We start from the raw sequence: 26,786 nt of genomic DNA, 5'->3' as shown, positions 1-26,786 counted from the left end.
CGGTGGACAGTGAGCCCAGTTGGCGCGAGAAACGGCGAGAGGCGTCCGCGGCCCATGCCGCCGCGCTCGAACAGCGGAAGGCGGCAGAGACCGCGCAGGCTCGGGCGCTGCTCGCCGACTTCGTCCAGACGATGAAGGCTCGGGGCATCGAGCCGGAGGCCTTGCGCGCGCCGGTTTCTGGATCGGGCGCGGCCTATCGCACGACGATCACCGGCTGGTACCTCCGCCGCAACCACTCACTCGGCGTCGACACCGACGGCAACTTCTACATCCTGGCGACTCCCGCCAGCCTGAAGTCCCGCCTCGTCGGCGTCCGGATCCTGCCGTCCGACCCACCACTGACCGTCGGCCTGGGCGCCCGCGACGGCGAGTCCATGCCCCTGCGCCAACTCCTGGCCCTCCGGCTCGAAGAGATCGACAACCACAGCTGACCTGAAGTCCGTCGCGCTCAGATGCCGGTTCGCGTTGAGACGGCGATCAGATCGCGCAGAGCCGGTCGGCGTACGTCGTCGAGGCTCGTGATCTTCAGGCTGCGGGCAGGACGTCGTACACCAGGTCGCGCGTACGGCGCGGGCCAGCTTCTGCACCTTCTCGCTCGACCCGGCTATGACCGCCTCGAACTCCGCATCGTTCTCCCGGCCATCCCGGTTCACCACCCCAGCGGCCTCGACCATGCCCGCAGTCTGTCAGACAACGGACAGCCCGAGGAGTGGAGCGTCGTCGTCATAGCTGCGGTTGTCAGGTGATGCGATCGCCGCGCTGAGCAGTCGGGTCTCCGCTCCGGTGGCCTTGCCGGACGGGATCGTCATCATGTTGTGCGCCGACTGGCTCTTGGTTCAGCCCTGCCACTTGTCCAGCTGGTAGCCGGAGTGACCGGGATCGATCAGGATGTCCCGGCCGTGCGAGGTGTAGGTGATCGAGGTGTGGTCCTCGTGACCGTGATACCTGCGCCCACCGGTCCGAACCTGATGGTGTACGACGATTCCTGCGTGAACGCTCGACTCTCGCCCCAGCCGGTCCGGCCGAAGACGTAACCGGCGTCGAACACGGCGGTCCTCCGGGTCGGTCGCGACCCCTTCTTGCCGAGTGAGGCGGCGTACTCCAAGGGCGTTCCGGCCACCGCGTCGGGTCGCTGGCGGCTGGCGTCGCCGACCTGGGGGAGGTGCCCGGTCGCTGTGGTGGCGCGTGATCCAGCAGCGCCTGGTCAAGCCAGGTGTACTGCGGCGGGAGTTGGCGGACCCGCAGTCCCGCCAGCACGGCCTGCCGCGCACAGATCAGCACGTTGGTGCGGTGCATGGTCGACTCCCACGCACCGACGTCGCGCTTCCAGGAGTGCGGGTTGTCGCGAACCCAGTCCTGGATCACGGCCATCGCGTGCGTCAACGCACGCTTGTCACCTTTACGGCCGGCTTCGATGCCCTGGCCCAGGCAGCGCAGCGAGTGCAACCACATGTACCAACTCGGTTTGCTGTACGGGTCGGACCGCCACCGGATGTTGCCTGAGCCGTCGCCGACGCGGTACGGCGGATCGTCACCCCACGCGGACGTGTCCCGCAGGAACGCCGGCAGCGGGACCTTCGCGTCGATACCGCTGTACCCCGAACACTGATACGTCCCGGTACGCGCCACCGGGGCGCGGCGTTAGTGAATGACGTCATGACTGACCAGTGAGGAATCCACGCCGTTGCCAACGCGTACATCACCACATGTCCGTTGCCGGGCTACACGCCGTTACTGCTACGGCGGGAGGAATGACCCCGACATCCGAGGTGTTGACATGTCAACCTAGACTTTTGAGCAGAGGAGAAGTGGGTTCATGAGCGACGTCGTGTTCGGGCTGGACACGTTCGGTGACATTCCGGAGGACGACACCGGTGCGCCGGTTTCGGATGCCGCGGCGATTCGGCAGGTGGTGGAGGAGGCGGTGCTGGCCGACCAGCTCGGCGTCGACGCGATCGCGCTCGGCGAGCACCACCGTCCCGAGTACTCGATCTCGACGCCGGAGACCGTGCTGGCCGGGATCGCCGGGCGCACGTCGCGGATCAAGCTCGGGTCCGGGGTGACCGTGCTCAGCTCGGACGACCCGGTGCGGGTGTTCCAGCGGTTCGCCACCGTGGACGCGCTGTCGAACGGGCGGGCCGAGGTCATTCTCGGGCGCGGCTCGTTCACCGAGTCGTTCCCGCTGTTCGGGTACGACCTCAAGGACTACGACGTCCTGTTCGAGGAGAAGTTGCAGCTGTTCGTCCAGTTGCTCGACGAGAAGCCGGTCAGCTGGAGCGGCACCACGCGGGCCGCGCTGGACAACGCCGACGTCTACCCCAAGACCGAGTCCGGCCGGCTGACCACGTGGGTCGGGGTCGGCGGATCACCCCAGTCCGTCGTGCGTACGGCGTACCACGGCCTGCCGTTGATGCTCGCGATCATCGGTGGCGCGCCGGACCGGTTCGCGCCGTACCTGGATCTCTACCGGCGGGCGGCCGAGCAGTTCGGCACGGTCGCGCACCCGGTCGGGATGCACTCGCCCGGCTTCGTCGCCGACACCGACGAGGAGGCGAAGGAGATCTTCTACCCGCGGTACCAGGTCGTTCGCGACCGGATCGGCGCGTTGCGGGGCTGGCCGCCGATCAGGCGGGAGGAGTTCGACGCCGACGTCGCGCACGGCTCGATGTACGTCGGTTCGCCGGAAACCGTGGCCCGCCGGATCGCCGGCGCCATCCAGCGGCTCGGGGTCGGGCGGTTCGACCTGATCTACACCGCGGGCACGTTGCCGATCAGCGCACGGCTGAAGGCGGTCGAGCTGTATGGCACGAAGGTGATCCCGATGGTGCGCGAAATGCTGGCCGGGTGACGTGATGACAACCATCGCCGTTCTCGGCGCGGGGAAGGTCGGCACCGTGCTGGCCCGGCTCGCCGTCGCGGCCGGGTACCAGGTGCTGATCGCAGGCTCCGGTGAGGTGGAGAAGATCGCGCTCATCGTCGAGATCGTCACACCCGGCGCCGTCGCGACCACCGCGGCCGACGCCGCCGCGCGGGCCGACGTCGTCGTACTCGCGCTGCCACTGGGCAAGTACCGCACGATTCCCGCCGAGGCGCTGCGCGGCAAGCTCGTGATCGACGCGATGAACTACTGGTGGGAGGTCGACGGCGTCCGCGACGACCTGACCGACCCGCGGACCTCGTCCAGCGAGACGGTCCAGGCCTTCCTGCCGGAGTCGCGCGTGGTCAAGGCGTTCAACCACATGGGCTACCACGACCTCGAGGACGGCGCCCGCCCGGCCGGATCCCCGGACCGCAAGGCCATCGCGATCGCCGGCGAGCCGGCCGATGCGGCGACCGTCGCCCAGATCGTCGACGCGCTCGGCTTCGACCCGGTGGTCGCCGGTCCACTGGCCGAAGGGGTCCGGTTCGAGCCGAACACCGAACTGTTCGGCGCCAACGTCGCCGCAACCGAGGTCCGCGCCATGCTCGACCGCTTCCCAGGCACGCCGCGTGGCCAGCTGATCAGCAGAGCCCGCTCCGTCGAGCTGTCGGCGTAGTCCGCACCGCCCGGCCGCGCGGGCCGGGCGGTGTCTGATTGTGCTCGGATGTGCCGGGTACTCGACAGAGGTGAAACTTGATGGACGCGCGATCTACCAAGTGGACCCGGCAACGTTCTTCGACACCGACGGGGACGGGTTGGGTGACCTGACTGGTGTGCTGCAGCGGCTTGACCACGTCCGTGCGCTGGGCGCCGACACCATCTGGCTGCAGCCGTTCTACGTCTCGCCGTACCGCGACGGTGGGTACGACGTCGTCGACCACTGCGACGTGTCCGCACGCTTCGGCACGATGGCGGACTTCGAGAAGCTGGTCGGGCGCTGCCACCAACTGGAGTTGCGGGTGATGATCGAGTTGGTCGTCCAGCACACGTCGGTCGATCACCCCTGGTTCCGCGCGGCACGAGAGGACGCCGATTCGCCGTACCGGGACTACTACGTCTGGGCCGCGGAACCGCGCGACGATCCGGTCATCCGCGGGCCGATCTTTCCCGGCGTGGAGGACTCGATCTGGGCGTACGACGACCGGGCCCGGAAGTACTACCGGCACGCGTTCTACCGGCACGAGCCGGACCTGAACGTCGGGCATCCCGCGGTCCGGAAGGAGATCGCCGGCATCGTCCGGCACTGGCTGGACCGGGGGGTGGACGGATTCAGGGTGGACGCGGTGCCGTACATGGTGCGGCAGGCCGCGCAGTCCGACGACCGCGACGAGGGCTACTGGTTCCTGACCGAGCTGGCCGCCGCGGCCGACGGAGCTCCCTTGATGGGTGAGGTGGACGCGCCGCCCGGCGAGTACCGGCGCTACTTCGGCCAAGGCGACCGGCTGCACGCCGTACTGAACTTCTGGATGAACAACCTGCTCTTCCTCGCCATCGCCCGGGGTGACGCCGCACCGCTGCTCCGGGCGCTGCGCGAACAGCCGCAGCCACCGGACGACTGTACGTACGTCAACTGGCTGCGCAACCACGACGAGCTCGACCTCGAGCGGTTGGAACCGGACGAACGCGACGAGGTGTGTGCGGCCTTCGCGCCCGAAGAGGAGATGCGGGCCTTCGGTCGCGGCATCCGGCGGCGGCTCGCGCCGATGCTCGGTGACGACCGGCGGGTCGCGATGGCCCATGCGATCGTCCAGTCGCTGCCGGGTGTCCCGGTCGTCCGGTACGGCGACGAGATCGGCATGGGCGACGACCTGTCGCTCCCGGATCGGGTCTCGGTCCGGACGCCGATGCAGTGGTCGGGCGAGGCGAACGCCGGCTTCAGCCGCGGGCCGGTCGTCGAGCCCGCACCGATCCAGCACGGCCCGTACGCCGCGACGCGCGTGAACGTGGCCGATCAGGAACTGCGCTCCGGATCACTGCTCAGCCGCGTTGCGCAACTGGTCCACCGCCGCCGCGAACTGGGCGACCTACCGCCCCGACGTTGCGAGCCCCTGGCTCTGGAACCCCGCTCGGTTCTCGGCCTGCTGCATCACCGCGACGAGGACGCCGTACTCATGCTGGTCAACCTCGCCGGGACCGAGGCGCAGCTCTCCCTCCCGTACGACGTCGCAGCCGACCTCCTCGCCGACAACAGCTACGAGCCCGCCACCAGTGCCCCGATCGTCCTGGGCCCCTACGGCTACCGCTGGCTTCGGGTGAGCCGCTAGGCCTAGCTCTGCGGGAGTTTGCGGGTGTCGATGAGTTGCTGGGCGACGTCGCGGAGCTTGGTGTTGGTGTCCTGCGAGTAGCGCTTGAGGACTTCGAAGGCCCGGTCGCCGTCGATCCCGTAGCGTTCCATCAGGATGCCCATCGCCTGGCCGACGAGTTTGCGGGCGTCGATCGCCTGGGCCATCGACTCGTCGTGGCGGGCGTTCGCGACCGCGACCGACGCGTGCCGGGCGAGGATGTGCGCGATCGCCTCGTCGTCGGTGTCGAAGGCGTCGGGTTTGGTGCTGTAGAGGCCGAGGACGCCGATCGTTCCCCCGGAGGTGGTGAGGGGCACGTCGAGAACGGTCCGGACGCCGAGTTCGCGGACCTTGAAGGCCCAGTCCGGCCACCGCTGCTCGGTCGCGGTGTCGGTGACCAGGATCGACGTGGTGCCCTGCATCACCTCGACCAGCGGGCCCTCGCGGCTGTCCATCTGGAACTTGTAGATCTCTGCCACGACCGGATCGGTGACCGCGGGAATGTCGGGCCCACCGCGAACGGACAGCGCCACGCCGGCATGGGAGCAGTTGAGGGCTTGGAGCGCGAACTCGACCACGGCCTGCACGGTCTCCTGCACACCGCTGGTGTCGTGCAGTTCGACCGCCAGCCGGGCAAACCTCTCGGCCGTCCCGCTGAGGTCCGTTGTCTCGTGCTCACCGGGAGCAGTCCGCTCGAAACTGGCCTGATCCATGCACCCATGATGCCCCACCGGTCCATCGGCAAGCGCACGCGCCAGGCGGTTCCCAAGAGGCTACTTCCGGGTAAGACTGATGGGTAGTGCGCGCCCCAGCCAGGAAGGGATGTGGCATGACCACGGACCGGATATCCAGGGAGCAGACCGCCGACCAGACCGCCGAGCAGGCCGCGAACGGGCCGGGTACGGCGCGGAACGTCAGTGAGCGTGAGGCCCGGAAAGTCGCCGAAGCGGCGCGCGAGACCGAGTGGACCCGGCCGAGTTTCGCCAAGAAGCTGTACCTCGGCGAGTTCGACCTGTCCCTCGTCCACCCGCACCCACGGCCGGCCGCGGACGATGTCAGCCGGGGCCAGGAGTTCCTCGCCCGGCTCACGGCGTACTGCGAGACGCTCGACGGCCTGCTGATCGAGCGCCAGGCGAAGATCCCGGACGAGTACCTCGAAGGACTCGCCGAGCTCGGTGTGTTCGGCATCAAGATCCCCACCGAGTACGGCGGCCTCGGCCTGTCGACGTCGTACTACGGCGAGGCGCTGATGCTGGTCGCGTCGGTTCATCCGAGCCTCAGCGCGCTGGTGTCCGCGCACCAGTCGATCGGCGTACCGGAACCGGTGAAGATGTTCGGCACACCGGAGCAGAAGCAGGAGTTCCTGCCGCGCTGCGCGGCCGGGGCGGTGTCGGCCTTCCTGCTGACCGAGCCCGACGTCGGCTCGGATCCGGCGCGGCTGGGGTCGACCGCGACCCCGACCGACGACGGCACGGCGTACGTGCTCGACGGTGTGAAGCTCTGGACCACGAACGGCGTGATCGCCGAGCTGGTCGTGGTGATGGCGCGAGTGCCCGAGCACGACGGCAGCCGGGGTGGCATCACCGCGTTCGTGGTCGAGGCCGACTCGCCGGGAATCACGGTGGAGAACCGCAACGCCTTCATGGGGCTGCGAGGTATCGAGAACGGCGTCACCCGCTTCCACCAGGTCCGGGTACCGGCCGAGAACCGGTTGGGCCGCGAGGGCGAAGGCCTGAAGATCGCGCTCACCACGCTGAACACCGGTCGCCTGTCCATCCCGGCGACCTGTACGGCGGCCGGCAAGTGGTGCCTGAAGATCGCCCGTGAGTGGTCCGCGGAACGGGTCCAGTGGGGGCGGCCGATCGGCGGCCACGCGGCCGTGGCGGAGAAGATCTCGTTCATCGCGGCCACCACGTTCGCGCTCGAGGCGGTGCTCGACCTGTCGGCGCAACTGGCCGACGCGGGCGGCAAGGACATCCGGATCGAGGCCGCACTCGCCAAGCTGTGGTCGAGCGAGATGGCCTGGCAGATCGCCGACGAGCTGGTGCAGATCCGCGGCGGGCGCGGTTACGAGACGGCCGACTCGCTGGCCGCCCGGGGCGAACGCGCGGTGCCGGCGGAGCAGATCCTGCGCGATCTGCGGATCAACCGGATCTTCGAGGGCTCGACCGAGATCATGCACCTGCTGATCGCCCGGGAGGCGGTCGACGCACACCTGGCCGCGGCCGGCGACCTCGCGTCACCGGACGCCAGGCTGCAAGCCAAGGCGCGGGCAGCGGTGAGCGCCAGTGGCTTCTATGCGAAGTGGCTACCTCAACTGGCGGTCGGCAAGGGAGCGGTGCCCACGTCGTACGCCGAGTTCGGGCCGCTCGCCAAACATCTTCGGTACGTCGAACGGGCGTCGCGCAAACTCGCGCGGCAGACGTTCTACGGCATGGGCCGGTGGCAGGCGAAGCTCGAGTACCACCAGGGTTTCCTGGCCAGGATCGTGGACATCGGCGCGGAGCTGTTCGCGATGGCGGCGGCCTGTTCCCGGGCCGAGATGCTGCGGAACGACGATCGGTCGCGAGGCGAAACGGCGTACGAGTTGGCCACTGTGTTCTGCGAACAGGCCCGGCTGCGGGTCGACCACCTCTTCGACCAGCTGTGGAGCAACACCGACAACAGTGATCGGCGGCTGGCGAAGAAGGTGCTGGACGGCTCCTACCGCTGGCTCGAAGACGGCATCCTCGACCCGTCCGAGGGGACCGGCCCGTGGATCGCCCAATGGCAACCCGGCGAGTCCAGCGCGGAGAACGTCTCCCGCCGGTACCGCTCCTAGGGCCGCGTGTCGTACGTACACTCAGCGCATGGCCGGCCTGCAGCACACCGTCGCGGAAATGGGGCGGGATGGACCTCGAAGTCGTTGGACGGCCGGCTTTCGCGAGGAAACGTACGCCACGCGGCACTAGGAGGGTTGGCAACTGGGGCACCAGACGGTGCCTCGGCCGCCGACCCGGCCATGGGAGAGCGTCGTGCCGCAGCGTGGGCACGAGCCTGACTTCTCGTCCCGGCGGCCGGTCAGCCACGTCTTGCGCGGAGGCACGCGACCAACCTCGATGGAGTGTCGCAGCACCGTGCGCATCCTGGCGTGCAGTCTGGCGACGTCGTCCGCTTGCAACCCGGTGCATGGGCGTCGTGGGTTGACGTACGCCCGCCAGAGGATCTCGTCGGCGAGCAGGTTCCCGAGTCCGGCGATGACAGCCTGGTCCATCAACGCGACCTTGACCTGCCGGCGCAGTCCGGTGAGAAGGTCGCGCAGTTGGTCGCGTGACACGTCTGCCGCGTCGGGCCCGAGATCGGCGAGCATCCCCTCGACCTCACGGTCGTCCCGCATGAACCACAGGCCGTGCAACTTGCGCATGTCCCGGTAGCACAACTCGCCTCCGGTGAACTCGAAGACCACCCGGTCGTGCTGGTGCCGGGCCTGCACGCTGTCTGCCCAGGAAAGCGAGCCAGTCATGCCGAAGTGCAGCAGCACGGCCGATCCGCCGGTGACCGGCACGATGAGTCGTTTGCCGTGCCGCCAAGGCTGACGGAATCGGCGACCGCGCAACCTCCGCTGCAGGCCGTCGCTGCTCACGTTGCGCAGGACGCCCTCGTCGATGACGTCGACACGGCGAATCCGGCGCCCGACTGCGTGGTCGGCCAGCACTCGGCGGAATCCTTCGACGTCCGGTAGCTCCGGCATGTCTACCGTCGTACCCAACCGCGACGCGTGTGCGGGCCAGCGGGGCTGGGTACTGGTCGTCCGTTCGACTATCGGACCAGAGGAGGACCTGCGGGATGGGACGGATGGTCGTGGCCGGCGTCGCCTGCCTACTCATGGTGGCGGGGTGCGGGTCCGCGGATCAGCAGCTGACGGACGCCGCCGCACAGTCGGCCCGGGAGGCAGCCTCGGAAGTCGGTTCGGCGCAACTCGCGGTCGAGCAGCTGCTCGCGGACAAGTTGTGGTCACGGCCGGCGAACCAGATGGTCCGTGATGCCGAGAAGAACCTCGGCAAGCTGACCAGCTCCTTCGAGTCCCAGCAACCACAGACGGACAACTCGCGCCGGATCTACGACCAGACCGAGAAGGCGCTGAGTGACGCGCAGCAGGCGGTGACCGCGACCCGGATTGCCCTGGGCAACGATGATCTCGGGGCCGCGTCCCGGCAGCTCGCCGTACTGCAGCGGTCGGAGCAGACGCTCGACCGGATCGGGGAGCTCGCCCAGTGAAGCGGATCCTCGCCGTCACGCTCGGGATTCTGACCGCGATCGGCGGATTCGTCGACATCGGCGACCTGGTCACCAACGCGCTGGTCGGTGCCCGGTTCGGGATGCGGATGGCGTGGGTGGTCGTGGTCGGCGTGATCGGGATCTGCCTGTACGCCGAGATGTCGGGCCGCGTGGTGGCGATGTCCGGCCGGCCGGTGTTCGACCTGATCCGGGAGCGGCTGGGGCGGCGGACCGGACTGATCACTCTGGTCGCGTCGTTCCTGGTCACGCTGCTGACGCTGATCGCCGAGATCGGCGGCGTCGCGCTGGCGCTGGAGCTGGCCAGCGGGGTGCACTACCTGCTGTGGATGCCGCTGGCCGCGTTCGCGGTCTGGCTGGTGATCTGGCGGGTGAAGTTCTCCCGGCTCGAGCAGACCTTCGGGTTGCTCGGGCTGCTGCTGATCGTGTTCGCGGTCGCGCTGTTCAAGCTCGGCCCGGACTGGGGCGAGCTGTTGCATCAGGCAACGACTCCGCGACCGGCCGGGCATGAGAACTGGGGTACCTACGCGTACTACGCGATCGCGTTGTTCGGTGCCGCGATGACGCCGTACGAGGTGTTCTTCTTCTCCTCCGGCGGGGTCGAGGAGAAGTGGCGGCCGCGCGATCTGATCACCGCGCGGACGAACGTGTTCGTCGGGTTCCCGCTCGGTGGGTTGCTCTCGCTGGCGATCGCCGGCTGTGCGGCGGTGGTGTTCCTGCCGGCCGGGATCCAGGTCGGCACGCTCGGCCAGGTGACGCTGCCGGTGGCCGTTGCCGTGGGCAAGATCGGGCTGGCGATCGTGCTGCTCGGCGTGTTCGCGGCGACGTTCGGCGCCGCCCTGGAGACGGCGTTGTCGTGCGGCTACACGATCGCGCAGTACCGTGGCTGGCAGTGGGGCAAGTTCGTCCGGCCGCGGGAGGCGTCCCGCTTCCACGTGGTGATGATCATCTGCCTGGTGCTGGCGATCCTGACGCTGCTGACCGGTGTCGATCCGGTGAAGGTGACGGAGTACTCCGTGGTCTTCGCGGCGATGGCGCTGCCGTTGACCTATCTGCCGATCCTGATCATCGCCAACGATCCCGACTACGTCGGCCGGGAGACGAACGGGCCGGTGCGGAACTTCTTCGCGCTGATCTACCTCGGCCTGCTGACGCTGGCGTCGGCCGCCGCCATTCCTTTGATGATCGTGACGAGAGCGGGGCAATGATGTCCGGACGCGTGCTGCACGCGCAGCTCCACCTCCTCGACCGTCAGCTGATCGACGAGCACACCGGTCGCCTGCTCGGCAAGATCGACGACGTCGAGCTCGACCTGGACGCCGGCCCGCCGGTGGTGTCGGCGTTGATCTCCGGTGGGCTGCGGATCCCCGCACACCAGATCGCCGAGATCGACACCGCGGTCAAGATCCTGCGCCAGGACCTCGACCTGGATCGCCACGACGACTGGGTGGAGCGGCACATCATCGACAAGATCCCCGGAGCCGGCGATGCGACTGAATGAGCTCCTCGGCCATCGGGTGGTCGACCGCGCCGGCGCCGAGATCGGTGGCGTCGCCGACGTCCGGCTGGTCCAGGACGGGCCGTTGCTGCCGTCGATGCAGCGTGCCCTGCGGGTCGACGGGCTGATCGTGGTCGAGCACCGGGCGACCAGGCTGCTCGGGTACGAGCGTCACGTCGGGCCGGCGCTGCTGCGGTGGCTCGTCCATCGCCGGCTCGGCCAGGTCTGGTACCTGTCCTGGGACGACGTCGAGCAGATCTCGGCCGGTGTCGTCACGATCAGGCCGGGCCGGGACGACCTGACGCCGCTCGAGCAGGTGGCACGGCACTGAGCGGAGTTCGCAATCCGGTTGATGTAGTTAGGGGACTAGTGCGGAACGGCGGCTGGATGGCAAACTGCGAACGCCGGTCTGTTGAGCAGTCAGCGGCCGCTTGGGGAGGTTTGGGCTGCCTGGAGGAGCAATGACAGTCGGGGGCGTCGATACGTATTACGACTACGACGAGAAGCAATGGAAGAGCCGCAAACTCGGCGGCGGTCCGATCCGCCGGGGCCCGGTGTGCCCGGCGCCGAGAACAGCAGCTCAGGAACAGCACCCAGCCGGCCCGACCACGCGCAGTGGAAACGGCCGCACGAAGAACACCGCAGCGCGACCCACGACGTAGCTCCACGCTGGAAATGAGAACGCCTCACTCGAAGCTCGACGGGTAGGGCGTTCCAGTACGCCGATGACCTGACCCGACGCCGCTCAAGGCGCCGGGTCAGCTCTGTTGCGCGGAAATTCGGTGGCGGGGGAACGGTTGGGTTGGTAGCGTCCTGGAGCTGTTTCTTCGGTGGCTTCCTGTAGCTGTGAAGGATCGAATCGAACCGGATGGTGCTCCGGGGCGGGATCTCGAGTGATCGCCGCCAGTCCGTCGTTCGCATCTGCCAACCCGAGTCGAGGCTCTTCACGATGGTCGAATCCGCACTGACCCCTGCCGGCACCCCCGAACTCGAGGCTGAACGGGCCTTCCTCACCGAGGCACGCGCCGCCCTCACCCGGATGTATCGCGACGTCGAGGGACGCGAGATCCCGATGATCGGCGGTGAGGACAACGACGAGCGCTTCACCAACGAGGCCAGCACCCGCGCCTACGAGCAGCGCACCCAGGCCCTGATCGACCTGCCGGACGTGCCGCTGTTCTTCGGCCGGCTCGACTACGAGCACGGCACGATCGAGGAGCTCGACCAGATCTACATCGGCCGCCGCCACGTTCACGACGGCAGCGGCGCCCCGCTCGTGATCGACTGGCGCGCACCGGTGTCGGTGCCGTTCTACCGAGCCACGCGCAGCGATCGGCAGCGGGTGCTGCTGCGGCGCCGGTACGGCTTCTCAGACACGGCGGAGCTGACCGGTTTCGAGGACGAGCCGATGACCGGCACCGCCGACGTCGATCAGGCCGACGCGTTCCTGCGTGCGGAGATCGAACGCCCGCGCACCGGACCGATGCGCGACATCGTGGCCACCATCCAGCCGGAGCAGGACGACCTGGTCCGCGCACCGCTGCACCCGACTGTCTGCGTGCAGGGCGCTCCCGGCACCGGAAAGACCGCGGTCGGCCTGCACCGCGTCGCGTACCTGCTCTACACCGAACGGAAGCGGCTGAGCCGCGGCGGTGTCGTCATCGTCGGCCCGAACCGCTCGTTCCTGTCCTACATCCGCAAGGTCCTGCCCGCGCTCGGCGAGGTCGACGTACGGCAGATCACCATCGACGAGCTGATCAACCTGCCGGCCGGGGCGTCGGACGAGGCGGAGGCCGCGCGGGTCAAAGGTGACGCCCGGATGGCCGGTGTGCTGCGCCGCGCTCTGTGGTCGTACGTCGGTACGCCGACCGAAGGAATCCTTTACAGCAAGGGATCTCAGCGTTATCGGGTGCACGACGACGAGGTGGTGGACATCGTGGCCGCGCTGCGAGGGTCGACCAGGTACGCCGCCGGACGCAACGCCCTGGCGCAGCGGATCGCGCACGCCGTCCTCGTGTTGATGGAGCGGCGCGGCGAATCGCCCGACGACCGGGTGCAGAATGCCGTGGCTCGCTCCAAGCCGGTCAAGGCGCTGGTCGACGCGGTGTGGCCCCGCGTCGTCCCCGAGCAGGTGCTGTACCGGCTGTTCTCCGACGCCGACTTCCTGGCGCAGTCGGCCGGCGACGACCTCGCGGAGGAGGAACGCGCCGCGCTGCTGTGGAACAAGCCGCCGAGGTCGTGGAAGTCAGCCAAGTGGTCGGGCGCGGACACCATTTTGCTCGACGAGCTGGACGACCTGATCGAACGCCGTACCGGCTCGCTCGGCCATCTCGTCCTGGACGAGGCACAAGACCTGTCCGCGATGCAGTTGCGTGCGTTGGGCCGCCGTTGCCGCACCGGATCGGCAACGGTCCTCGGCGACCTCGCCCAGGCGACGACTCCGTGGGCCGCGGGTTCCTGGGACCGGGTGCTCGACCACCTCGAGAAGGGTGACGGGGTGGTGGCCGAGCTCGATCGGGGTTTCCGCGTACCGGATCAGATCATCGACTTCGCGGCGAAGTTGCTGCCGCAGATCGCGCCAACGCTGGGCGTGCCGCGCGGTGTCCGGACGGTCGCCGATGCGCTGAGCATCATCCAGACCGACGAGCCGTCCTTGCCGGACGAGCTCGTCGCTGCCTGCCGGTCCGCCCTGGCCGGCGAGGGGTCGGTCGCCGTCATCGCGGCCGACGAGCAGGTCGCCGACCTGCGGGACGCGCTGGCCGCCGCCGGGCTCGAGCCGGCGCTGCTCGGCGAGGCTGAGGACACGATGGACACGGCGCGACTGGTCTGCGTTCCGGCGACCCTGGCGAAGGGCCTGGAGTTCGACGCGGTCGTGGTCGCCGAACCGGCGCGGATCGTGGCCGCCGAACCACGCGGACTTCACCGGCTGTACGTCGTACTCACGCGAGCCGTCAGCCGGCTCCAGATCGTCCACGCGGCACCCTTGCCCACGGCCTTGTCCGAGTCCTGAGGCCCTCGGCCCGGCTATCCTCCGATCCGGAGCGACCGAGGAGGCGGACGTGAGCTCAACGACTGTGGTGGTAGTGCTCGTGCTGCTCGTGGCGGCGGGGATCGTCTGGGGCATCGTCGCGATCGTGCGCCGGCAGCAGTACATCAAGTCGCTGCGGCAGCGGGGCTGGACGTTCGTGAACAGCCCGACGTTCGACGCCGTGGCCAGGCTCGGCAATCCGCCGTTCGGGATCGGCTTCCGCCGCCGGCCCGACGACCAGATCATGGGCCGGACCAGCTCAGGCCGGGCCTTCCAGGTGATCGAGTACACCTCCGAGCACTGGTCGGGCTGGGTCGGCATGGTGACGCTCAGCCGCCGGCTCCCGGAGCTGTGGATCACCGGCGGTCAGACCCAGCCCCGGTTCGGTGTGGCGGCGACTGGTGTGCCGTCCCCGCCGCAGCTGGGCGCGGGTTGGCAGATCGGTGCGCTCGATCCGGCGTTCGCCGCGGAGGTGCTGACTCCGCAGGTGTGCGAGCGGCTGAACGCGATGGCCGCGGGACAACGCGGTGTGAACCTCAGCATCGACGCCGACCAGCTGGTGGTGCTGGAGCCGCCGCGCAAGGACGCCGATCTGCTCGGTCCATGGTTGGAGCAGCTCGCCACCGTCGCGGACGCTATCGACTCCGCGTCGCTGGACAGCTGGATCATGCCGGAGCTGCCACCGCGGCTGACCTTCTACCACCACCCGGACTGGCACTGGATCGGCGTCGACGACAGCCTGCTGAACCTGCCTCCCGTGACGCAGTCCGGCCATGATCACAGCACCAGTGAGGTGATCCGGGGCCGCGACGGTGACGGCCCGCCGTTCGTCGCCTTCACGCACCACTGGAAGACCACCCGCACCGAGAGCTACACCGACAGCGAGGGCCGGACCCAGACCCGGACGGTGACCGAGAACCACAGCGAGCCGATCCTCGGGTTCGAGCTGCCGGCCTGGATGCCGTGGCTGCAGGTGAACCGCCGGGGCTTCGGCCGCGGGATCAGTTTCGAGAGCGAGGCGTTCAACGACCAGTTCGCCGTCTCCGCGCAGGACGCCAAGTTCGCGTACGACGTGATCCACCCACGCCAGATGGAGTACCTGATGGCGAACCCACCGGTCGGCTTCCGGATCGCCGACAACTGGGTGTGGTTCTCACCAGGTCAGCACAGCCACCTGACGATCGCCCACTGCTCAGCCTTCATCCACGGCTTCCTCTCCCGCATCCCCCGCTTCGTCTGGCGCGACCTCGGCCTGTCCGACACCCCCTACCCGCCGCTCGACACCGCCGTTCTGCCCCCGGCCTAGATACCGCCTAGCTGCCATGGTCACCGCGCAGCCTGGTTAGCGGATGACGGCTACAGCTGCCGGACCCAGATAGCCGATACCACAACCCGTCGCTCCACCCACCTGGCTCAGCTCCTTTCCCACGCCCTTCGGCCAGGGCCCGGTGGGCATGAGCGAATAGTTGATGGCTGCTGGGGCACAGGCGGGGTAGGACGGCTCCGGGTTTCTCGAGGGTCAGGGCTGTCCAGGTTCCCGGTGTTGAATTCAGCAGCACCTGGGACCGCTCACAAGGATGAATTGCCTGGGGCACCGGTGTGGCGAAGGGGCGTCGGGTCGCGCGCGAGGCCGGGGGCTCCAGGTCCCGGTGTTCAGACCAGCAGCACCGGGGCCGTCCACACGTTCAGCCTTGCGTCGGCTCGGTGAGGTGGCGGGTGGCGACGAGGTGTTCGGCGACCTGCTGGAGTTTGAGGTCGTTGTTCTCGGCGTAGCGCCGCAGCACGGCGAAGGCCTGGTCGGCATCGAGGTCGTGGCGTTCCATCAGGATGCCCATCGCCTGTCCGACCAGCTTGCGGGCGTCGACTCTGCTGGACATGTCCTCGCGCCGCTGGGCGGTGGCGACCGCGACCGACGCGTGCCGGGCGAGGACGTGGGCGATGGCGAGGTCGTCATCGCTGAATCCGTGGCAAACCTGCTTGAAGAGGCTGAGTACGCCGAGGGTGGTGCTTCCGGCCGTCAGCGGTAGATGTACGACGCTGCCGACGCCCAGGTCGACAGCTCGCCGGCTCCACGCCGGCCAACGGGTCTCGGCCGCCGCGTCCGGGATGTAGAGAACCACGCCGTGCTGGATCGAGGCGATCATCGGGCCGTCGCCGTGCTGGAGCTGGATGGTGTAGAGCACGCAGGGTACGTCGCTGCTCACCGTGCCGATCGTGATGTTGCCGGAGGCATCCTGGAGCGCGATGCCGGCGTGGCTGCAGGCGATCGCGGGGATCGCGTAGCGGACTACGGCGTCGGCGGTCTCTGCGGTGGTCGGCGACTCGTGGAGTTGCACCGCCAGATCTGCGAAGGCGCGAGCGTTCCGATCGACGCGCGGGGGAACGATGGACTGGGTCATGCGGTGCCTCGGTTCAGGCGCGTGTACCGGCCAGCCGATGCCCGCGTCGGGTCATGTCGCTCCCCGCCGCATCTTGACGGGTTCAGACCACACTACGCTGCCTGCTGGGGGACGTACATGCGTTGGTGATCAGCGGGTACTGACTTGCGGTGAGCCAATCAACGGAGGGTCTGGTAGCCGGCCGGTACAGGTTGGGTGAGGTGCTCGGCCGTGGGGGCATGGGGGAGGTCCGCCGTGCGACAGACGAGCTGCTGGGCCGCGAGGTCGCGGTCAAGCTGATGCTGCCGGTTCCGCGCACCCTGGCCGCGGCGGAACGCTTTGTCCGTGAGGCGCGGGCGACGGCGAGGATTCACAGCCCGCACGTGGTCGCCGCCTATGACTTCGGTGCGTACGGCGACGGTTACTACCTCGCGATGGAGCTGGTCAGCGGCCGTACCGTTGCGGACGAACTCAAGCGCACCGGCTTGTTCTCGCCCGAGCAGGCTGTGCGTGTCGTACGAGAGGCCGCGGCCGGGCTGGCCGCCGCCCACCGGCAAGGCATCGTGCATCGCGACGTGAAGGCGAGCAATCTGCTGCTGGCCGATGACGGGACGGTGAAGGTCGCCGATTTCGGCATCGTCAGATTTCTGCATGACACCACGACGACGCTGACGTCCACCGGCCAGATCGTCGGCACCAGCCATTACCTCGCACCCGAGCGCGTGCTGGGCAGGCCGGCGGAACCGCCGTCCGATGTCTACGCGCTCGGCTGCGTGCTCTACCAGCTCGTCACCGGTCATCCGCCGTTCATGGGTGAAGCGCCCGCGTCGATCATGTACCAGCACGTGCAGAACGAGCCGGTACCACCAAGTGACCTGCGACCCGAGCTGGCCGGGGAGCTCGAGGACCTGATCTTCTGGATGCTCGACAAGGACCCGCTCCGTCGGCCGACCGCGGCCCAGGTTGCCGCCGGCGACTCGTCGCCGATCACCGCGAACCTGGACGCCGTGACAACCGAAGTCCTGCCAGTACGTCGGACCACCTCGAGGCCGGTCCTGGCCGGGCTGGCCGCGGCGACTGCTCTGGCGGTCTCGGCAACCCTCGGCATCCTCCTGGACACCAAAGGAACGCGGTTGCCGACGACGAATGAGCTTCTCCCGGGCAACGGCACGGCGACCACGCCGGCAGTGGTGCCTACTACGCGGGCGACGCCGAAGACGACCGGTCCGGTCCCAACCGCATCGAGCAGCCGCCCGACGACGCAGCAGCAGACGCAGGACGACTCCGGCCCCGGCAAGGCGAAGGCCGGACCTCAGGACAGGCCGGCCGCCGAGAAGGGCGTCGAGAAGGGCGGCGAGAAGGGCGTGGAGAAGGGCGGCGAGGAGGCGAAGTCGGACAAGCCCGGCAAGCCGAAGAAGAAGGCCGGGTGAGCGTGCACTGTTCGCGGGCCACCCTGCTTGAATTTTGAAACGATTTGAAGTGAGCGTTTACTTGAACTGACGCGTATCGCGTTCATTTCTCTGCGGAAAGTAGCCGTCCTGATCATTGTTTTGCTGCTTTCCCGGTGGGGTACCGCGTTTTTAACGCAATTTCGAAACGGGGCGGGTCGTTAGGAGGATTCCCATGGGAATCGGTGTGTCCGTATTCCTGCTCGCCGTCGGAGGCGTGTTGGCCTTCGCGGTGTCGGACCGGCTCAGCGGTGTGGACCTGACCGCGGTCGGGTGGGTGCTGATGGGTGCGGGAGCGGTCGGACTCGCGGTGGCGCTGCTGTTCGCGAACCAGCGTGGCCGGACGTCGCACACCTCCGTGCACGAGCGCCGCGACATCCACGATTGAGCCGGACGGAGCGACCATGGCTGATTCAGGCAAGCCACCCGCAGCCCGCGAGCTGTTGCTGGACGCGTTGCTGGACAAGGTGGCCGAGGACCGTTTTCCATCCGTCACGATGCTCGACCTGATCGAGTCCTTGCTCACACCGGACGAGGTGCAGATCTACGCGCGAGTGCTGCTGCGAAAGGTTCGCCGGGAGACGTTTCCCAGCATTCCAATGCTCCAGCGGATCGCCGCTTTGGCGGAGTGATCCGGCCCGCAGACGTTGCCGTTCGTTGCCGAAGGCCACTGGGCGAGACCGTCCGGGGTGGCACCACCACTGTTTGAGGGAGAGTCCATGAATACCACCGCAAAGGTGGCCGCTGCCGTCGCGAGCGGTTATCTGCTCGGCCGCACCAAGAAGCTCAGGCTGGCGATCACCGTCGGTGGACTGCTGGCCGGCAAGCGCATCGCAACGGATCCACGCGCCATCGTGCAGCAGTTGTCGACGGTGGTGGAGCAGAACCCGGAGCTGTCGAAGCTGTCCGACCAGGTCCGGGGCAGGCTCGTGACGGCCGGCCGGGAAGCCGCGGTGGCAGCTGCCAGTAACCGGCTGAACCGGGTCAGCGACTCGATCAAGAACCGGACTGACCGGATGCTGTCGACCGGGAGCGGTCAGGACGAGGCAGAGGCGGAGGAAGAGGACGAGCGTCCGCGGCGCCGCATGAAGCCTGGCCGGCGCGGTGCGCGTCGCGGTGGCGAGGGCCGCGCGGCGACAGATGAGGACGAATCCGGCGGCGGTTCCCCGGACGAGGACAGCGGCTCGTCGGACGAAGGCGCCCGCCGACGCCCGTCGGACGAAGGAACTCGCCGACGCAGGTCGGGCGAGGGCGCGGGTCGCCGTAGGTCGTCGGAGGAAGGCCGCGGCTCGTCGGACGAAGGCACTCGCCGACGCTCGTCGGGCGAGGGCTCCGGCGCGCGTCGCACCGGCGCCGCCAAGAAGACAGCCGCGAAGGCCGCGAGCAGTAACAACTCCGGCTCGAACGGAAGCGACTCCGGCTCGGGCGCGCGGAAGTCTCCGGCGAAGAAGACGACCGCGGCGAAGAAGAGCACGGCACCGGCGAAGAAGACCACGGCGAAGAAGACGCCGGCCAAGAAGACGCCGGCGAAGAAGACTGCCGCGAAGAAGACGGCCGCGAAGCAGTCGTCGCCGCCCAGGAAGACGGCGGCGAAGAAGACAGCGGCCAAGAAGACTGCCGCGAAGAAGACCGCGGCGAAGAAGACCTCCGCGGCGAGGAAGCGCGGGTGACCGACATGGCCGAACGATCGCGCACCGAGGAATCGCGCACCAAGGAATCGCGCACCGAGGAGCAGAACGGCTTCAAGTCCATCCTCGACGAGCTCCCGGTCGACCGGTTGAAGGGTGAACTCCAGAACGCGCTCTCCGCGGCCGCCGGGCGCGCGGCTGAGGCTGCCGCCGACAAGGTCTCGGATCTGACCGATCGGCTCGGCGATGTCGCATCGGGCGGCGGGATCGCCGGGAAGGCGCTCGCCGGCGGCGGCAAGGCAGCGGTGACCGGCAAGTCACCGCTGATGGGGGCACTGAAGGGTGGGGTCATGGGAGCCAAGGACATGGTGATGGACGCACTCGGCGGTGGCTCCGGGGCGGGGGACAAGAAGAAGACCACCAAGGTGACCACCATCATCGAGTCGATCGACGTCGGCGTACCGATCGAGGTCGCGTACAACCAGTGGACCCAGTTCCAGGACTTCTCCGGGTTCATGAAGAAGGTCGAGCGGGTCGAGCAGAAGTCCGACGAGAAGCTCGACTTCAAGGCGAAGATCCTGTGGTCGCACCGGACCTGGGAGGCGAGCATCCTGGAGCAGGTTCCGGACGAGAAGATCGTCTGGCGCTCCAAGGGCGAGAAGGGGCACGTCGACGGCACCGTCACGTTCCACGAGCTGGCGCCGAACCTGACTCGCATTCTCGTCGTCCTCGAGTACTACCCGCAGGGGCTCTTCGAGCGCGTCGGCAACATCTGGCGGGCCCAGGGCCGGCGGACCCGCGTCGAGATGAAGCAGTTCCAACGGCACGTGATGACCAAGGTCATCCTCGATCCCGACGAGGTCGAGGGCTGGCGCGGCGAGATCCATCGCGGTCGCGTGCAGCGTGGCGACGACGAGGAAGCCGAAGCCGCCGAGGAGGAAGGCGCTGAGGAAGGCGCTGACGAGGAAGCCGACGAGTACGAGGACGAGGCTGACGAGGAAGAGCTGCCCGAGGACGAGTACGACGAGGAGGACGAGTACGAGGACGAGGGCGAGGGTGAGGACGAGGACCAGCCCGAGGACGAGTACGACGAGGAAGAGCCGGCCGACGAGGACGAGTACGACGAAGAGGACGAGTACGAGGACGAGGGCGAGGCCGACGAGGAAGACCTGCCTGAGGACGAGTACGAGGAGGACGAGGCCGGCGACGAGGACGAGGCCGCCGACGAGGACGAGCTCACCGACGAGGACGAGTACGACGAAGAGGACGAGGCCGCCGACGAGGAAGAGCCGGTCGACGAGGCCGCCGACGAGGACGAGTACGACGAGGAAGACGAGTACGAGGACGAGGACGAGGGCGACGAGGAAGACCTGCCCGAGGACGAGTACGACGAAGAGGACGAGTACGACGAAGAGGAAGAGGCCGCCGACGAGGAAGAGGCTGCCGACGAGGAAGAGCCGGTCGACGAGGCCGCCGACGAGGACGAGTACGACGAAGAGGACGAGTACGAGGACGAGGACGAGGTCGACGAGGAAGACCTGCCCGAGGACGAGTACGACGAGGAAGACGAGTACGACGAGGACGAGTACGAGGAAGAGCCCGGCGACCGCCCGCGTCGCCGCGCGAGCTGAGCCCATGCAGTCGACTGGAAGGTAGAACCATGACCGTCGCGGCCACAGGCCCACGCCGCTCTGGCGGCGGCTATCTGGAAAGGCCCCAACCGAGCAGTCTCGCCGATGTCATCGACACCATCCTCGACAAAGGTCTCGTCATCGATGTCTATGTCCGGGTCTCCCTGGTCGGCATCGAGCTGCTGACCATCGACGCCCGGATCGTGGTGGCCAGCGTGGACACCTATCTGCGCTTCGCCGAGGCCACCAACCGCCTCGATCTGTACGAGAAGGGCGGCAAGGACCTGCCGGAGCTGATGGGCGACATGACCGAGGGCGGTGCGGAGAGCAAGACGCGCGGTCTTCTCACCGGCGCCAAGGAAGCGCTGTTCGGGCGGGACGAGGAGCAATCGAGCATTGAGGACCGCGAGCGCAGAGACGAGGACCGCCAGGGCAGGGAGGAGGACCGCCAGAGCAGGGACGAGGACGAGCGCGAGCTCGAGGAAGCACGGCCACGCCGGCGGCCCGCCAAGAAGGCCGCGGCTCGTCGCCGGAGGAATGAGGAGTGACGGTGACCACGCCGAGCGACGTCGGCCTCGGGTGTTATCTGTACGGGATCGTGGCGGCGGATCTGGTCGTACCGGCGGACCTCACGGGCGTCGATGACCAGACCGTCAGCCTGATTCCGTACGGCGACGTCGCGGCGGTCACGAGCCTGCTGGACACCGAACGTACGCTGGCCGGCCGGGCGGACCTCCTGGCCCACGGCCGCGTACTCGACGCGATCGCCGGGCTCGGGCCCGTCCTCCCGATCCGCTTCGGTTCATTGCTGCAGGATCGCGACGCGGTCAAGACCGACCTGCTCGAGCCCAGCCACGACCGCTTCCAGGCGATGCTGGCGGAGCTGGCGGGCCACTCGCAGTTCACCGTCCGGGCCCGGTACGACGAACAGCAGATCCTGTCCGAGGTCGTCGCGGAGAACCAGGAGATCGCCCAGTTGCGCGCCGCGACCCGCGATCAGCCGGACGACGCGTCGTACAGCGAACGGGTCCGGCTGGGCGAGTTGGTTGCCCGGGCGCTGGAAGCCAAGAGCGCCAAGGACGGGCAGGTGCTGCTGACCGAGCTCGAGCGTCATGTTGCCGCCGTCAACATTCGCGAGAGCGCCGGGCTGGACCGGTTGCTCGATGTCGCCCTGCTGGTCGCGGACGATCGGCGGGCCGCGTTCGAGCAGGCGGTGGAGGAGTTGGCCGAGGCCTTCGCAGGCCGGGCCCATCTCAAGCTGATCGGGCCGACCGCGCCCTACGACTTCGTGGCCGCGGAGGAATGATGGGCCTGATGATGAGCCTTCTCACGCTGCCGCTGGCGCCGGTGCGGGCCACGGTCGCGCTGGCGGAGCAGATCCGGCGGCAGGCCGAGAACGAGTACTACGACCCGGCCCGGATCCGGCTGCAGCTCGAACAGATCGGCGCGCTGCGGGACAGCGGCGAGATCGACCCGGACGAAGCCGATGCGCTCGAGGACGAGCTGATCGGCCGGCTGCTGGTCGCCAACGATCGACTGCAGAGGGGAATCTGAGCTGTCATGCCCACCCCGCGAAAGTCCACCCCGAGAAAGTCCACCGCGAGTAAGTCGACGCCGCGAAAATCCGCGTCGGGCAAGTCCACGCCGCGCAAGTCCACCGAGGGTAAGTCGACGCCCCGAACCTCCGCCCAACGGAGTGCGCCGGCCAACCGTCGTACGGCCAGGACGTCGAGCAACGGGCACGATGAGTCCGCCCGGGCGAAACCGAAGTCCCTGCGGATGATCGCGGTGACCGCCGCCGCAGAACTGGCCGACCTGATCGGCCAGACCCCCGAAGGAATCGTTGCTGTCGACAAGTTCGAGGACGGCTGGCGTGTCCTGGTCGAAGTGGTCGAGTCGCGCCGGATCCCCGAGACGACCGACATCATGGCCGTCTACGAGGTCGACGTCGACTCCGACGCCACGGTGACCGGCTACCGGCGGATGGACCGCTACGTCCGTGGGCGGATCAAGGAGTGAGGGACGCGCGATGACCGAACCGACGATCTCACCCCGCCGTGCGGGCGTGGACCGCTACGGTTTCGCGTCCGCCGCGCCGCGGCCGGAAGGGCTGGCCGACATCCTCGAGCGGGTGCTCGACAAGGGCATCATCATCGCCGGCGACATCAGGGTGAACCTGCTCGACATCGAGCTGCTGACCATCAAGATCCGGCTGCTGGTGGTCTCGGTCGACAAGGCGATGGAGATGGGCATCGACTGGTGGACCCGCGACCCGATGCTGTCCGGCGACGCCCAGGAGCTGGCGGACGAGAACCGCAAACTCCGGGAGCGCGTCGAGGAGCTGGAGCGCGGCCGTGAGTGACACCGGAACCTATGTCTACGCCGTCGGCCGGGACCTGGACGCGGAGGTGCTCGCCGGGCTGGAGGGTGTCGGCGAGGCACCGGTCAGGACGCTCGGTCATCGCGATCTGACCGCGGTGGTGAGCACTGTCGATCTCGAGGAGTTCGGCGAGGAGGCGCTGCGGCAGAACCTCGAAAGCCTTGCGTGGGTGGAGAAGACCGCTCGCCGGCACGACGAGATCGTCCGGCGAGCGGCCGCCATCACCACCGCCCTGGCGCCGTTCCGGCTCGTCACCATCTACCGGTCCGACGATGCCGCGCGGGACCGGATCGAGGAGTTGTACGACGATCTCGTGCTGGCGCTGGACCGGATCGAGCGGCGCAGCGAGTGGAGCGTCAAGGTCTTCAGCCGGGAGCGATTGATGCCCTCGGCACCGGTCGAGGCCGAGGCGGCCGGCTCCGGCGTCGCCTACCTGGAACGGCGCCGGGCCGAGATTCGCGGCCGGCAGGAGGCCGCCGTGGATCAGCAGGTGCTCGCTGACCAGCTGTTCCTGGACCTGGCGCCCGGTGCGGCCGCGACCCGGCGCCTCGCGCCGCAGGACCAGCGGCTGACCGGCCGGCGCGAGACGATGGCCCTGAACGCGACCTTCCTGGTCGACGACGACCGCAGTACTGAGTTCTTCGAGCTGGTCAGCGAGCTGCGAAGCAGGTACCCGTCGTTCGAGATCGAGGTGAACGGCCCCTGGCCGCCGTACTCCTTCGCCGTACTGGACAAGCCATGACGGTCGAGGCGGCCCAGAAGGTCGGGACCGAGCCCAGCCTGGTGGACCTGCTGGACAGGCTGTTGGGAAAGGGCGTCGTCATCTCCGGCGACGTCGTCATATCGCTGGCCGAGGTCGACCTGGTGCGGATCCAGCTGTCGGCCGTCATCCAGTCGGTTCGCAAGGAGATGAGTCCCCGATGACCGAACCCCTTCTCCCGCTCACCGAGCGGATCGAGGCCAACGCGGACACCGTCGAACGCGAGCTGCTGAAACTGGTGCTGACGATCGTCGAACTCGTCCGCCAGTTGATGGAACGCCAGGCGATTCGCCGGATGGACCAGGGCGACCTCAGCCCGACGCAGGTCGAGGAGCTCGGGCTCGGCCTGATGCGACTCGACGAGGCGATGACCGCGCTGCGGGAGCAGTTCGGTCTGAGCGCGGCGGATCTGAACATCGATCTCGGTCCGCTGGGTTCGCTTCTCGCTGAGTAGGTGATGAGGATGAAAGTTCTTCGAGGGATCGGGGCAGCGCTGGTGTGGCTGCTGGCCACGGTGGTGATGATCGTTGCCGCCCTGCTGTGCGTCACGCTGATTCTGCTGCCGCTCGGACTGCCGCTGATGGCGCTCGGACTTCGGATGTACGGCTACGGCGTACAGCTGATGATTCCGCGGGCTCCTGAGGTCAAGCGCGGGGTGCGCAAGCGGCTGGGCCTGCGTGCGCACGGCTCTGTCGGCGGCGACGTGAAGCGCGCAGGCAAGCAGGGAAAGAAGTCCGGCCGCAAGCTGCGGAAGAAGTCCGGCAAGCTTCGGAAGAAGCTGTCCGGCGCCGTCCACAGCTGATGGGAGACTGATCATGAAACTCGTGATGAGGCTGGTCGTGAACGCGATCGCCGTCGGGGTTGCCGCGTGGTTGCTGAACGACATCACCATCAGCGGTACGAGCACCACCCGCCGAGTCGTCACCCTGCTCGTCGTCGCCGCGATCTTCGGGGTGGTCAACGCGCTGGTGAAACCACTGGCCACGCTGCTGTCGCTGCCGTTCATCGTGCTGACGCTGGGGCTGCTGATCTTCGTCATCAACGCGGTGATGCTACTGCTCACGTCGTGGATCAGTGGCGGTCTCAACGTACCGTTCGAGGTCGAAGGATTCGGTACGGCGCTGCTCGGCGCACTCATCATCACCGTGGTCAGTTGGCTGGTGAATGTTTTCCTCCCGGACAAACTCGAAACCGACTGAGGCATTTCTTTGCGGCGTCGAAGGGGCGATCATGGCGAAACCGCCAGCGGGCGAAAAGGCGGGAAGTAGGCGTTCCAGGATGACAGAGGCGGAACTCGAGAAGGCCGTGCGCCGCGCCTGACAACTGCTGTCGACAGTGGAGGTACGAGATGGCGACGGAGCACCGAACCGGCCCCGCCGGTGTGCGCTCGCTGAGCGGTGTCACCCACCAGCGGAGCCCGGTCTCCGTCGCCGAGACCGTCCTCCGGCTGTCCGCCGCGATCCGGAGCGCGGGCAGTACTCCCTTCTTCGTCATCGATCACAGCGGCGAGGCCCAGCGCGCCGGGACCGAACTGCGGGACACGAAGGTGCTGGGCTTCGAGGACCCGGTCACCGCGGCGCCGATCATGCTCGCGTCGCCGCTCGCCGCGCTCGATCTCCCGCTTCGGCTGCTCGTCTGGAAGGACGACGGCGGCGTGGTCTGGGTGTCGTACGTCGACCCGGCCTGGCTGGCCAAGCGACACCATCTGCCGGAGGAGCTCGCCGTACCCCTGCAAGGCGTGGAGCAGCTGATCGCTCAGGCAACGGCGGAAGAAACGGATTAGCGCCTGTTGAATGCGCCCCGCCGGCGGGTCGTGGTGGATGATGGCGCTGTGGCGGAGGTAGGGGAGTCGCACGCTGCTGTCGGAGCGCCGGGGGACCGCGCTGGTGCCGCCGAGTTCGCGCAGCTTGCGATGGAGTTGCATGACGTCGACGGCATCGACGAGACGGTCGAGGCGGTCGTGCAGTTCGCGTTGCATGCGTTGCAGTGCACCGCGGCCGGAGTGCTGCTGGTGACCGGCGGCCGGCCGGAGGTGCTGGCGTCGACCGATCCGCGGGTGGCGGCGCTGCACCGGCTGCAGATCGAGGCCGACGAGGGCCCGCTGATCGCCGCGATCCGGCAGCCGTGCCCTGTGGTGATCGGCGACGTGGAGACGGAGACTTGGTGGTCGGCTGAGTGGATCGCCCAGGCCCGCGCGGTGGGGATCCGCAGCGCCGCCCACCTGCCGCTGCTGGTCGGGGGCCGCGCCGCGGCGGTGCTGAGCCTGTACGGCGACGTACCGGACGCGTTCGGTGCCGACGAGCTGGCCGTGGCGCACATCCTGGCCCGGCACGCCTCGGTCGCGATCGCGACGGCCCGCCACGAGGTGACGCTGGCTCAGGCGATCGACGCCCGCAAGCTGGTCGGCCAGGCGATGGGCATTCTGATGGAACGCTACGACCTGGACCCCGACCGGGCGTTCGAGGTCCTGAAGCGCTTCTCACAGCAGAACAACCGGAAGCTCCGCGACGTCGCCCAGGAACTGATCGACACCCGCCAACTGCCCGGCTGAACCAGGG

General features: G+C 68.3%; 32 protein-coding genes and 1 pseudogene. 29 read left to right on the top strand and 4 right to left on the bottom strand.

Annotation, left to right across the window (positions count from 1 at the left end; all coding sequences use genetic code 11):
• Window positions 1–2 precede the first annotated feature (2 nt).
• Window positions 3–431 (top strand): hypothetical protein, encoded by a 429-nt coding sequence (locus AB0F43_RS22120; RefSeq protein WP_360479722.1) that lies wholly within the window; start codon window positions 3–5, stop codon window positions 429–431.
• A gap of 255 nt (window positions 432–686) precedes the next feature.
• On the opposite strand, the gene AB0F43_RS22115 is transcribed toward AB0F43_RS22120, so the two are convergent.
• Window positions 687–812, bottom strand: a complete 126-nt coding sequence (locus tag AB0F43_RS22115; protein ID WP_360479719.1) for a hypothetical protein — start codon at window positions 810–812, stop codon at window positions 687–689.
• A 602-nt stretch (window positions 813–1,414) separates the two neighbouring features.
• On the opposite strand from AB0F43_RS22115, the gene AB0F43_RS22110 reads away from it, so the two are divergent.
• The 4 genes from AB0F43_RS22110 (at window position 1,415) to AB0F43_RS22095 (ending at window position 5,184) form a co-directional block, all read left to right on the top strand.
• Entirely contained in the window at window positions 1,415–1,609 is a 195-nt protein-coding gene (locus AB0F43_RS22110) for a hypothetical protein (protein WP_360479717.1), read from the top strand.
• A gap of 207 nt (window positions 1,610–1,816) precedes the next feature.
• Window positions 1,817–2,848: an LLM class flavin-dependent oxidoreductase gene (locus AB0F43_RS22105; protein WP_360479714.1), complete on the top strand. Its 1,032-nt coding sequence runs from the start codon at window positions 1,817–1,819 to the stop codon at window positions 2,846–2,848.
• Between the two features lie 4 nt (window positions 2,849–2,852).
• A complete protein-coding gene (locus AB0F43_RS22100; RefSeq protein ID WP_360479711.1) occupies window positions 2,853–3,536 on the top strand; it encodes an NAD(P)-binding domain-containing protein in 684 nt (227 codons plus the stop codon).
• 70 nt (window positions 3,537–3,606) lie between these two features.
• Window positions 3,607–5,184, top strand: a complete 1,578-nt coding sequence (locus AB0F43_RS22095) for an alpha-amylase family protein (RefSeq protein ID WP_360479709.1) — start codon at window positions 3,607–3,609, stop codon at window positions 5,182–5,184.
• A 2-nt stretch (window positions 5,185–5,186) separates the two neighbouring features.
• On the opposite strand, the gene AB0F43_RS22090 is transcribed toward AB0F43_RS22095, so the two are convergent.
• Entirely contained in the window at window positions 5,187–5,915 is a 729-nt protein-coding gene (locus tag AB0F43_RS22090) for a GAF and ANTAR domain-containing protein (protein ID WP_360479706.1), read from the bottom strand.
• A gap of 116 nt (window positions 5,916–6,031) precedes the next feature.
• On the opposite strand from AB0F43_RS22090, the gene AB0F43_RS22085 reads away from it, so the two are divergent.
• A complete protein-coding gene (locus tag AB0F43_RS22085) occupies window positions 6,032–8,023 on the top strand; it encodes an acyl-CoA dehydrogenase family protein (RefSeq protein ID WP_360479703.1) in 1,992 nt (663 codons plus the stop codon).
• A gap of 126 nt (window positions 8,024–8,149) precedes the next feature.
• Here AB0F43_RS22085 and AB0F43_RS22080 read toward each other — a convergent pair whose 3' ends face one another.
• Complete coding sequence (locus tag AB0F43_RS22080; RefSeq protein ID WP_360479700.1) at window positions 8,150–8,932, bottom strand: DNA-formamidopyrimidine glycosylase family protein; 783 nt, start codon at window positions 8,930–8,932, stop codon at window positions 8,150–8,152.
• Window positions 8,933–9,027: 95 nt separating this feature from the next.
• On the opposite strand from AB0F43_RS22080, the gene AB0F43_RS22075 reads away from it, so the two are divergent.
• The 6 genes from AB0F43_RS22075 to AB0F43_RS22050 all read left to right on the top strand — a co-directional run bounded on the left by AB0F43_RS22075 (window position 9,028) and on the right by AB0F43_RS22050 (window position 15,309).
• On the top strand, window positions 9,028–9,459 hold the full coding sequence (locus tag AB0F43_RS22075) for a hypothetical protein (RefSeq protein WP_360479697.1): 432 nt from the start codon (window positions 9,028–9,030) through the stop codon (window positions 9,457–9,459).
• Window positions 9,456–10,685: a divalent metal cation transporter gene (locus AB0F43_RS22070; RefSeq protein ID WP_360479694.1), complete on the top strand. Its 1,230-nt coding sequence runs from the start codon at window positions 9,456–9,458 to the stop codon at window positions 10,683–10,685. Before AB0F43_RS22075 ends, AB0F43_RS22070 begins: the two co-directional genes overlap by 4 nt.
• Complete coding sequence (locus tag AB0F43_RS22065) at window positions 10,682–10,978, top strand: hypothetical protein (RefSeq protein WP_360479691.1); 297 nt, start codon at window positions 10,682–10,684, stop codon at window positions 10,976–10,978. Before AB0F43_RS22070 ends, AB0F43_RS22065 begins: the two co-directional genes overlap by 4 nt.
• Window positions 10,965–11,306 (top strand): hypothetical protein, encoded by a 342-nt coding sequence (locus tag AB0F43_RS22060; RefSeq protein WP_360479688.1) that lies wholly within the window; start codon window positions 10,965–10,967, stop codon window positions 11,304–11,306. The genes AB0F43_RS22065 and AB0F43_RS22060 overlap by 14 nt, the downstream gene beginning before the upstream one ends.
• Window positions 11,307–11,924: 618 nt before the next feature.
• Window positions 11,925–13,985, top strand: a complete 2,061-nt coding sequence (locus AB0F43_RS22055) for an AAA family ATPase (protein WP_360479685.1) — start codon at window positions 11,925–11,927, stop codon at window positions 13,983–13,985.
• A 49-nt stretch (window positions 13,986–14,034) separates the two neighbouring features.
• A complete protein-coding gene (locus AB0F43_RS22050) occupies window positions 14,035–15,309 on the top strand; it encodes a hypothetical protein (protein WP_360479682.1) in 1,275 nt (424 codons plus the stop codon).
• Between the two features lie 379 nt (window positions 15,310–15,688).
• On the opposite strand, the gene AB0F43_RS22045 is transcribed toward AB0F43_RS22050, so the two are convergent.
• Window positions 15,689–16,402, bottom strand: coding sequence for a GAF and ANTAR domain-containing protein (locus tag AB0F43_RS22045; RefSeq protein ID WP_360479679.1), 714 nt, complete (start codon window positions 16,400–16,402; stop codon window positions 15,689–15,691).
• Window positions 16,403–16,551: 149 nt separating this feature from the next.
• Here AB0F43_RS22045 and AB0F43_RS22040 point away from each other — a divergent pair, with 149 nt between their 5' ends.
• The 17 genes and pseudogenes from AB0F43_RS22040 (at window position 16,552) to AB0F43_RS21960 (ending at window position 26,779) form a co-directional block, all read left to right on the top strand.
• The gene (locus tag AB0F43_RS22040) at window positions 16,552–17,811 is read left to right on the top strand and encodes a serine/threonine-protein kinase (protein WP_360479676.1); all 1,260 of its coding nucleotides are present in this window, start codon (window positions 16,552–16,554) and stop codon (window positions 17,809–17,811) included.
• Window positions 17,812–18,004: 193 nt separating this feature from the next.
• A complete protein-coding gene (locus tag AB0F43_RS22035) occupies window positions 18,005–18,217 on the top strand; it encodes a DUF6458 family protein (RefSeq protein ID WP_360479673.1) in 213 nt (70 codons plus the stop codon).
• A gap of 16 nt (window positions 18,218–18,233) precedes the next feature.
• On the top strand, window positions 18,234–18,461 hold the full coding sequence (locus AB0F43_RS22030; protein WP_360479670.1) for a hypothetical protein: 228 nt from the start codon (window positions 18,234–18,236) through the stop codon (window positions 18,459–18,461).
• 87 nt (window positions 18,462–18,548) lie between these two features.
• A complete protein-coding gene (locus AB0F43_RS22025; protein WP_360479667.1) occupies window positions 18,549–19,499 on the top strand; it encodes a histone H1-like repetitive region-containing protein in 951 nt (316 codons plus the stop codon).
• Between the two features lie 5 nt (window positions 19,500–19,504).
• Window positions 19,505–21,088, top strand: coding sequence for an SRPBCC family protein (locus AB0F43_RS22020; protein WP_360479664.1), 1,584 nt, complete (start codon window positions 19,505–19,507; stop codon window positions 21,086–21,088).
• Window positions 21,089–21,162: 74 nt separating this feature from the next.
• Window positions 21,163–21,636 carry a gas vesicle protein GvpJ gene (gene gvpJ / locus AB0F43_RS22015; protein ID WP_360480493.1) on the top strand — a complete coding sequence of 158 codons (474 nt, stop codon included), beginning with the start codon at window positions 21,163–21,165 and terminating at the stop codon, window positions 21,634–21,636.
• Between the two features lie 2 nt (window positions 21,637–21,638).
• Complete coding sequence (locus tag AB0F43_RS22010; RefSeq protein WP_360479661.1) at window positions 21,639–22,394, top strand: GvpL/GvpF family gas vesicle protein; 756 nt, start codon at window positions 21,639–21,641, stop codon at window positions 22,392–22,394.
• Window positions 22,395–22,402: 8 nt separating this feature from the next.
• A complete protein-coding gene (locus AB0F43_RS22005) occupies window positions 22,403–22,642 on the top strand; it encodes a gas vesicle protein GvpG (RefSeq protein ID WP_360479658.1) in 240 nt (79 codons plus the stop codon).
• Window positions 22,643–22,843: 201 nt separating this feature from the next.
• Window positions 22,844–23,107 (top strand): annotated as a pseudogene (locus AB0F43_RS22000) (gas vesicle protein); the annotation flags it as partial.
• A 10-nt stretch (window positions 23,108–23,117) separates the two neighbouring features.
• Window positions 23,118–23,450: a gas vesicle protein gene (locus tag AB0F43_RS21995; protein ID WP_360479655.1), complete on the top strand. Its 333-nt coding sequence runs from the start codon at window positions 23,118–23,120 to the stop codon at window positions 23,448–23,450.
• Window positions 23,443–24,210 (top strand): GvpL/GvpF family gas vesicle protein, encoded by a 768-nt coding sequence (locus tag AB0F43_RS21990; protein ID WP_360479652.1) that lies wholly within the window; start codon window positions 23,443–23,445, stop codon window positions 24,208–24,210. Before AB0F43_RS21995 ends, AB0F43_RS21990 begins: the two co-directional genes overlap by 8 nt.
• On the top strand, window positions 24,207–24,392 hold the full coding sequence (locus tag AB0F43_RS21985) for a gas vesicle protein (RefSeq protein ID WP_360479649.1): 186 nt from the start codon (window positions 24,207–24,209) through the stop codon (window positions 24,390–24,392). The genes AB0F43_RS21990 and AB0F43_RS21985 overlap by 4 nt, the downstream gene beginning before the upstream one ends.
• Window positions 24,389–24,682, top strand: coding sequence for a gas vesicle protein K (locus AB0F43_RS21980; RefSeq protein WP_360479646.1), 294 nt, complete (start codon window positions 24,389–24,391; stop codon window positions 24,680–24,682). The genes AB0F43_RS21985 and AB0F43_RS21980 overlap by 4 nt, the downstream gene beginning before the upstream one ends.
• A gap of 9 nt (window positions 24,683–24,691) precedes the next feature.
• A complete protein-coding gene (locus AB0F43_RS21975) occupies window positions 24,692–25,030 on the top strand; it encodes a hypothetical protein (RefSeq protein WP_360479643.1) in 339 nt (112 codons plus the stop codon).
• A 13-nt stretch (window positions 25,031–25,043) separates the two neighbouring features.
• Window positions 25,044–25,427, top strand: coding sequence for a phage holin family protein (locus AB0F43_RS21970; RefSeq protein ID WP_360479640.1), 384 nt, complete (start codon window positions 25,044–25,046; stop codon window positions 25,425–25,427).
• Window positions 25,428–25,576: 149 nt separating this feature from the next.
• On the top strand, window positions 25,577–26,011 hold the full coding sequence (locus tag AB0F43_RS21965) for a DUF302 domain-containing protein (protein ID WP_360479637.1): 435 nt from the start codon (window positions 25,577–25,579) through the stop codon (window positions 26,009–26,011).
• A gap of 48 nt (window positions 26,012–26,059) precedes the next feature.
• A complete protein-coding gene (locus tag AB0F43_RS21960; protein ID WP_360479634.1) occupies window positions 26,060–26,779 on the top strand; it encodes a GAF and ANTAR domain-containing protein in 720 nt (239 codons plus the stop codon).
• Window positions 26,780–26,786: the final 7 nt, after the last annotated feature.

This window comes from Kribbella sp. NPDC023972 (assembly GCF_040639075.1).
In the GTDB taxonomy this organism is placed as follows: Bacteria; Actinomycetota; Actinomycetes; order Propionibacteriales; family Kribbellaceae; genus Kribbella.
This window is presented reverse-complemented; position numbering and strand designations above follow the sequence as displayed.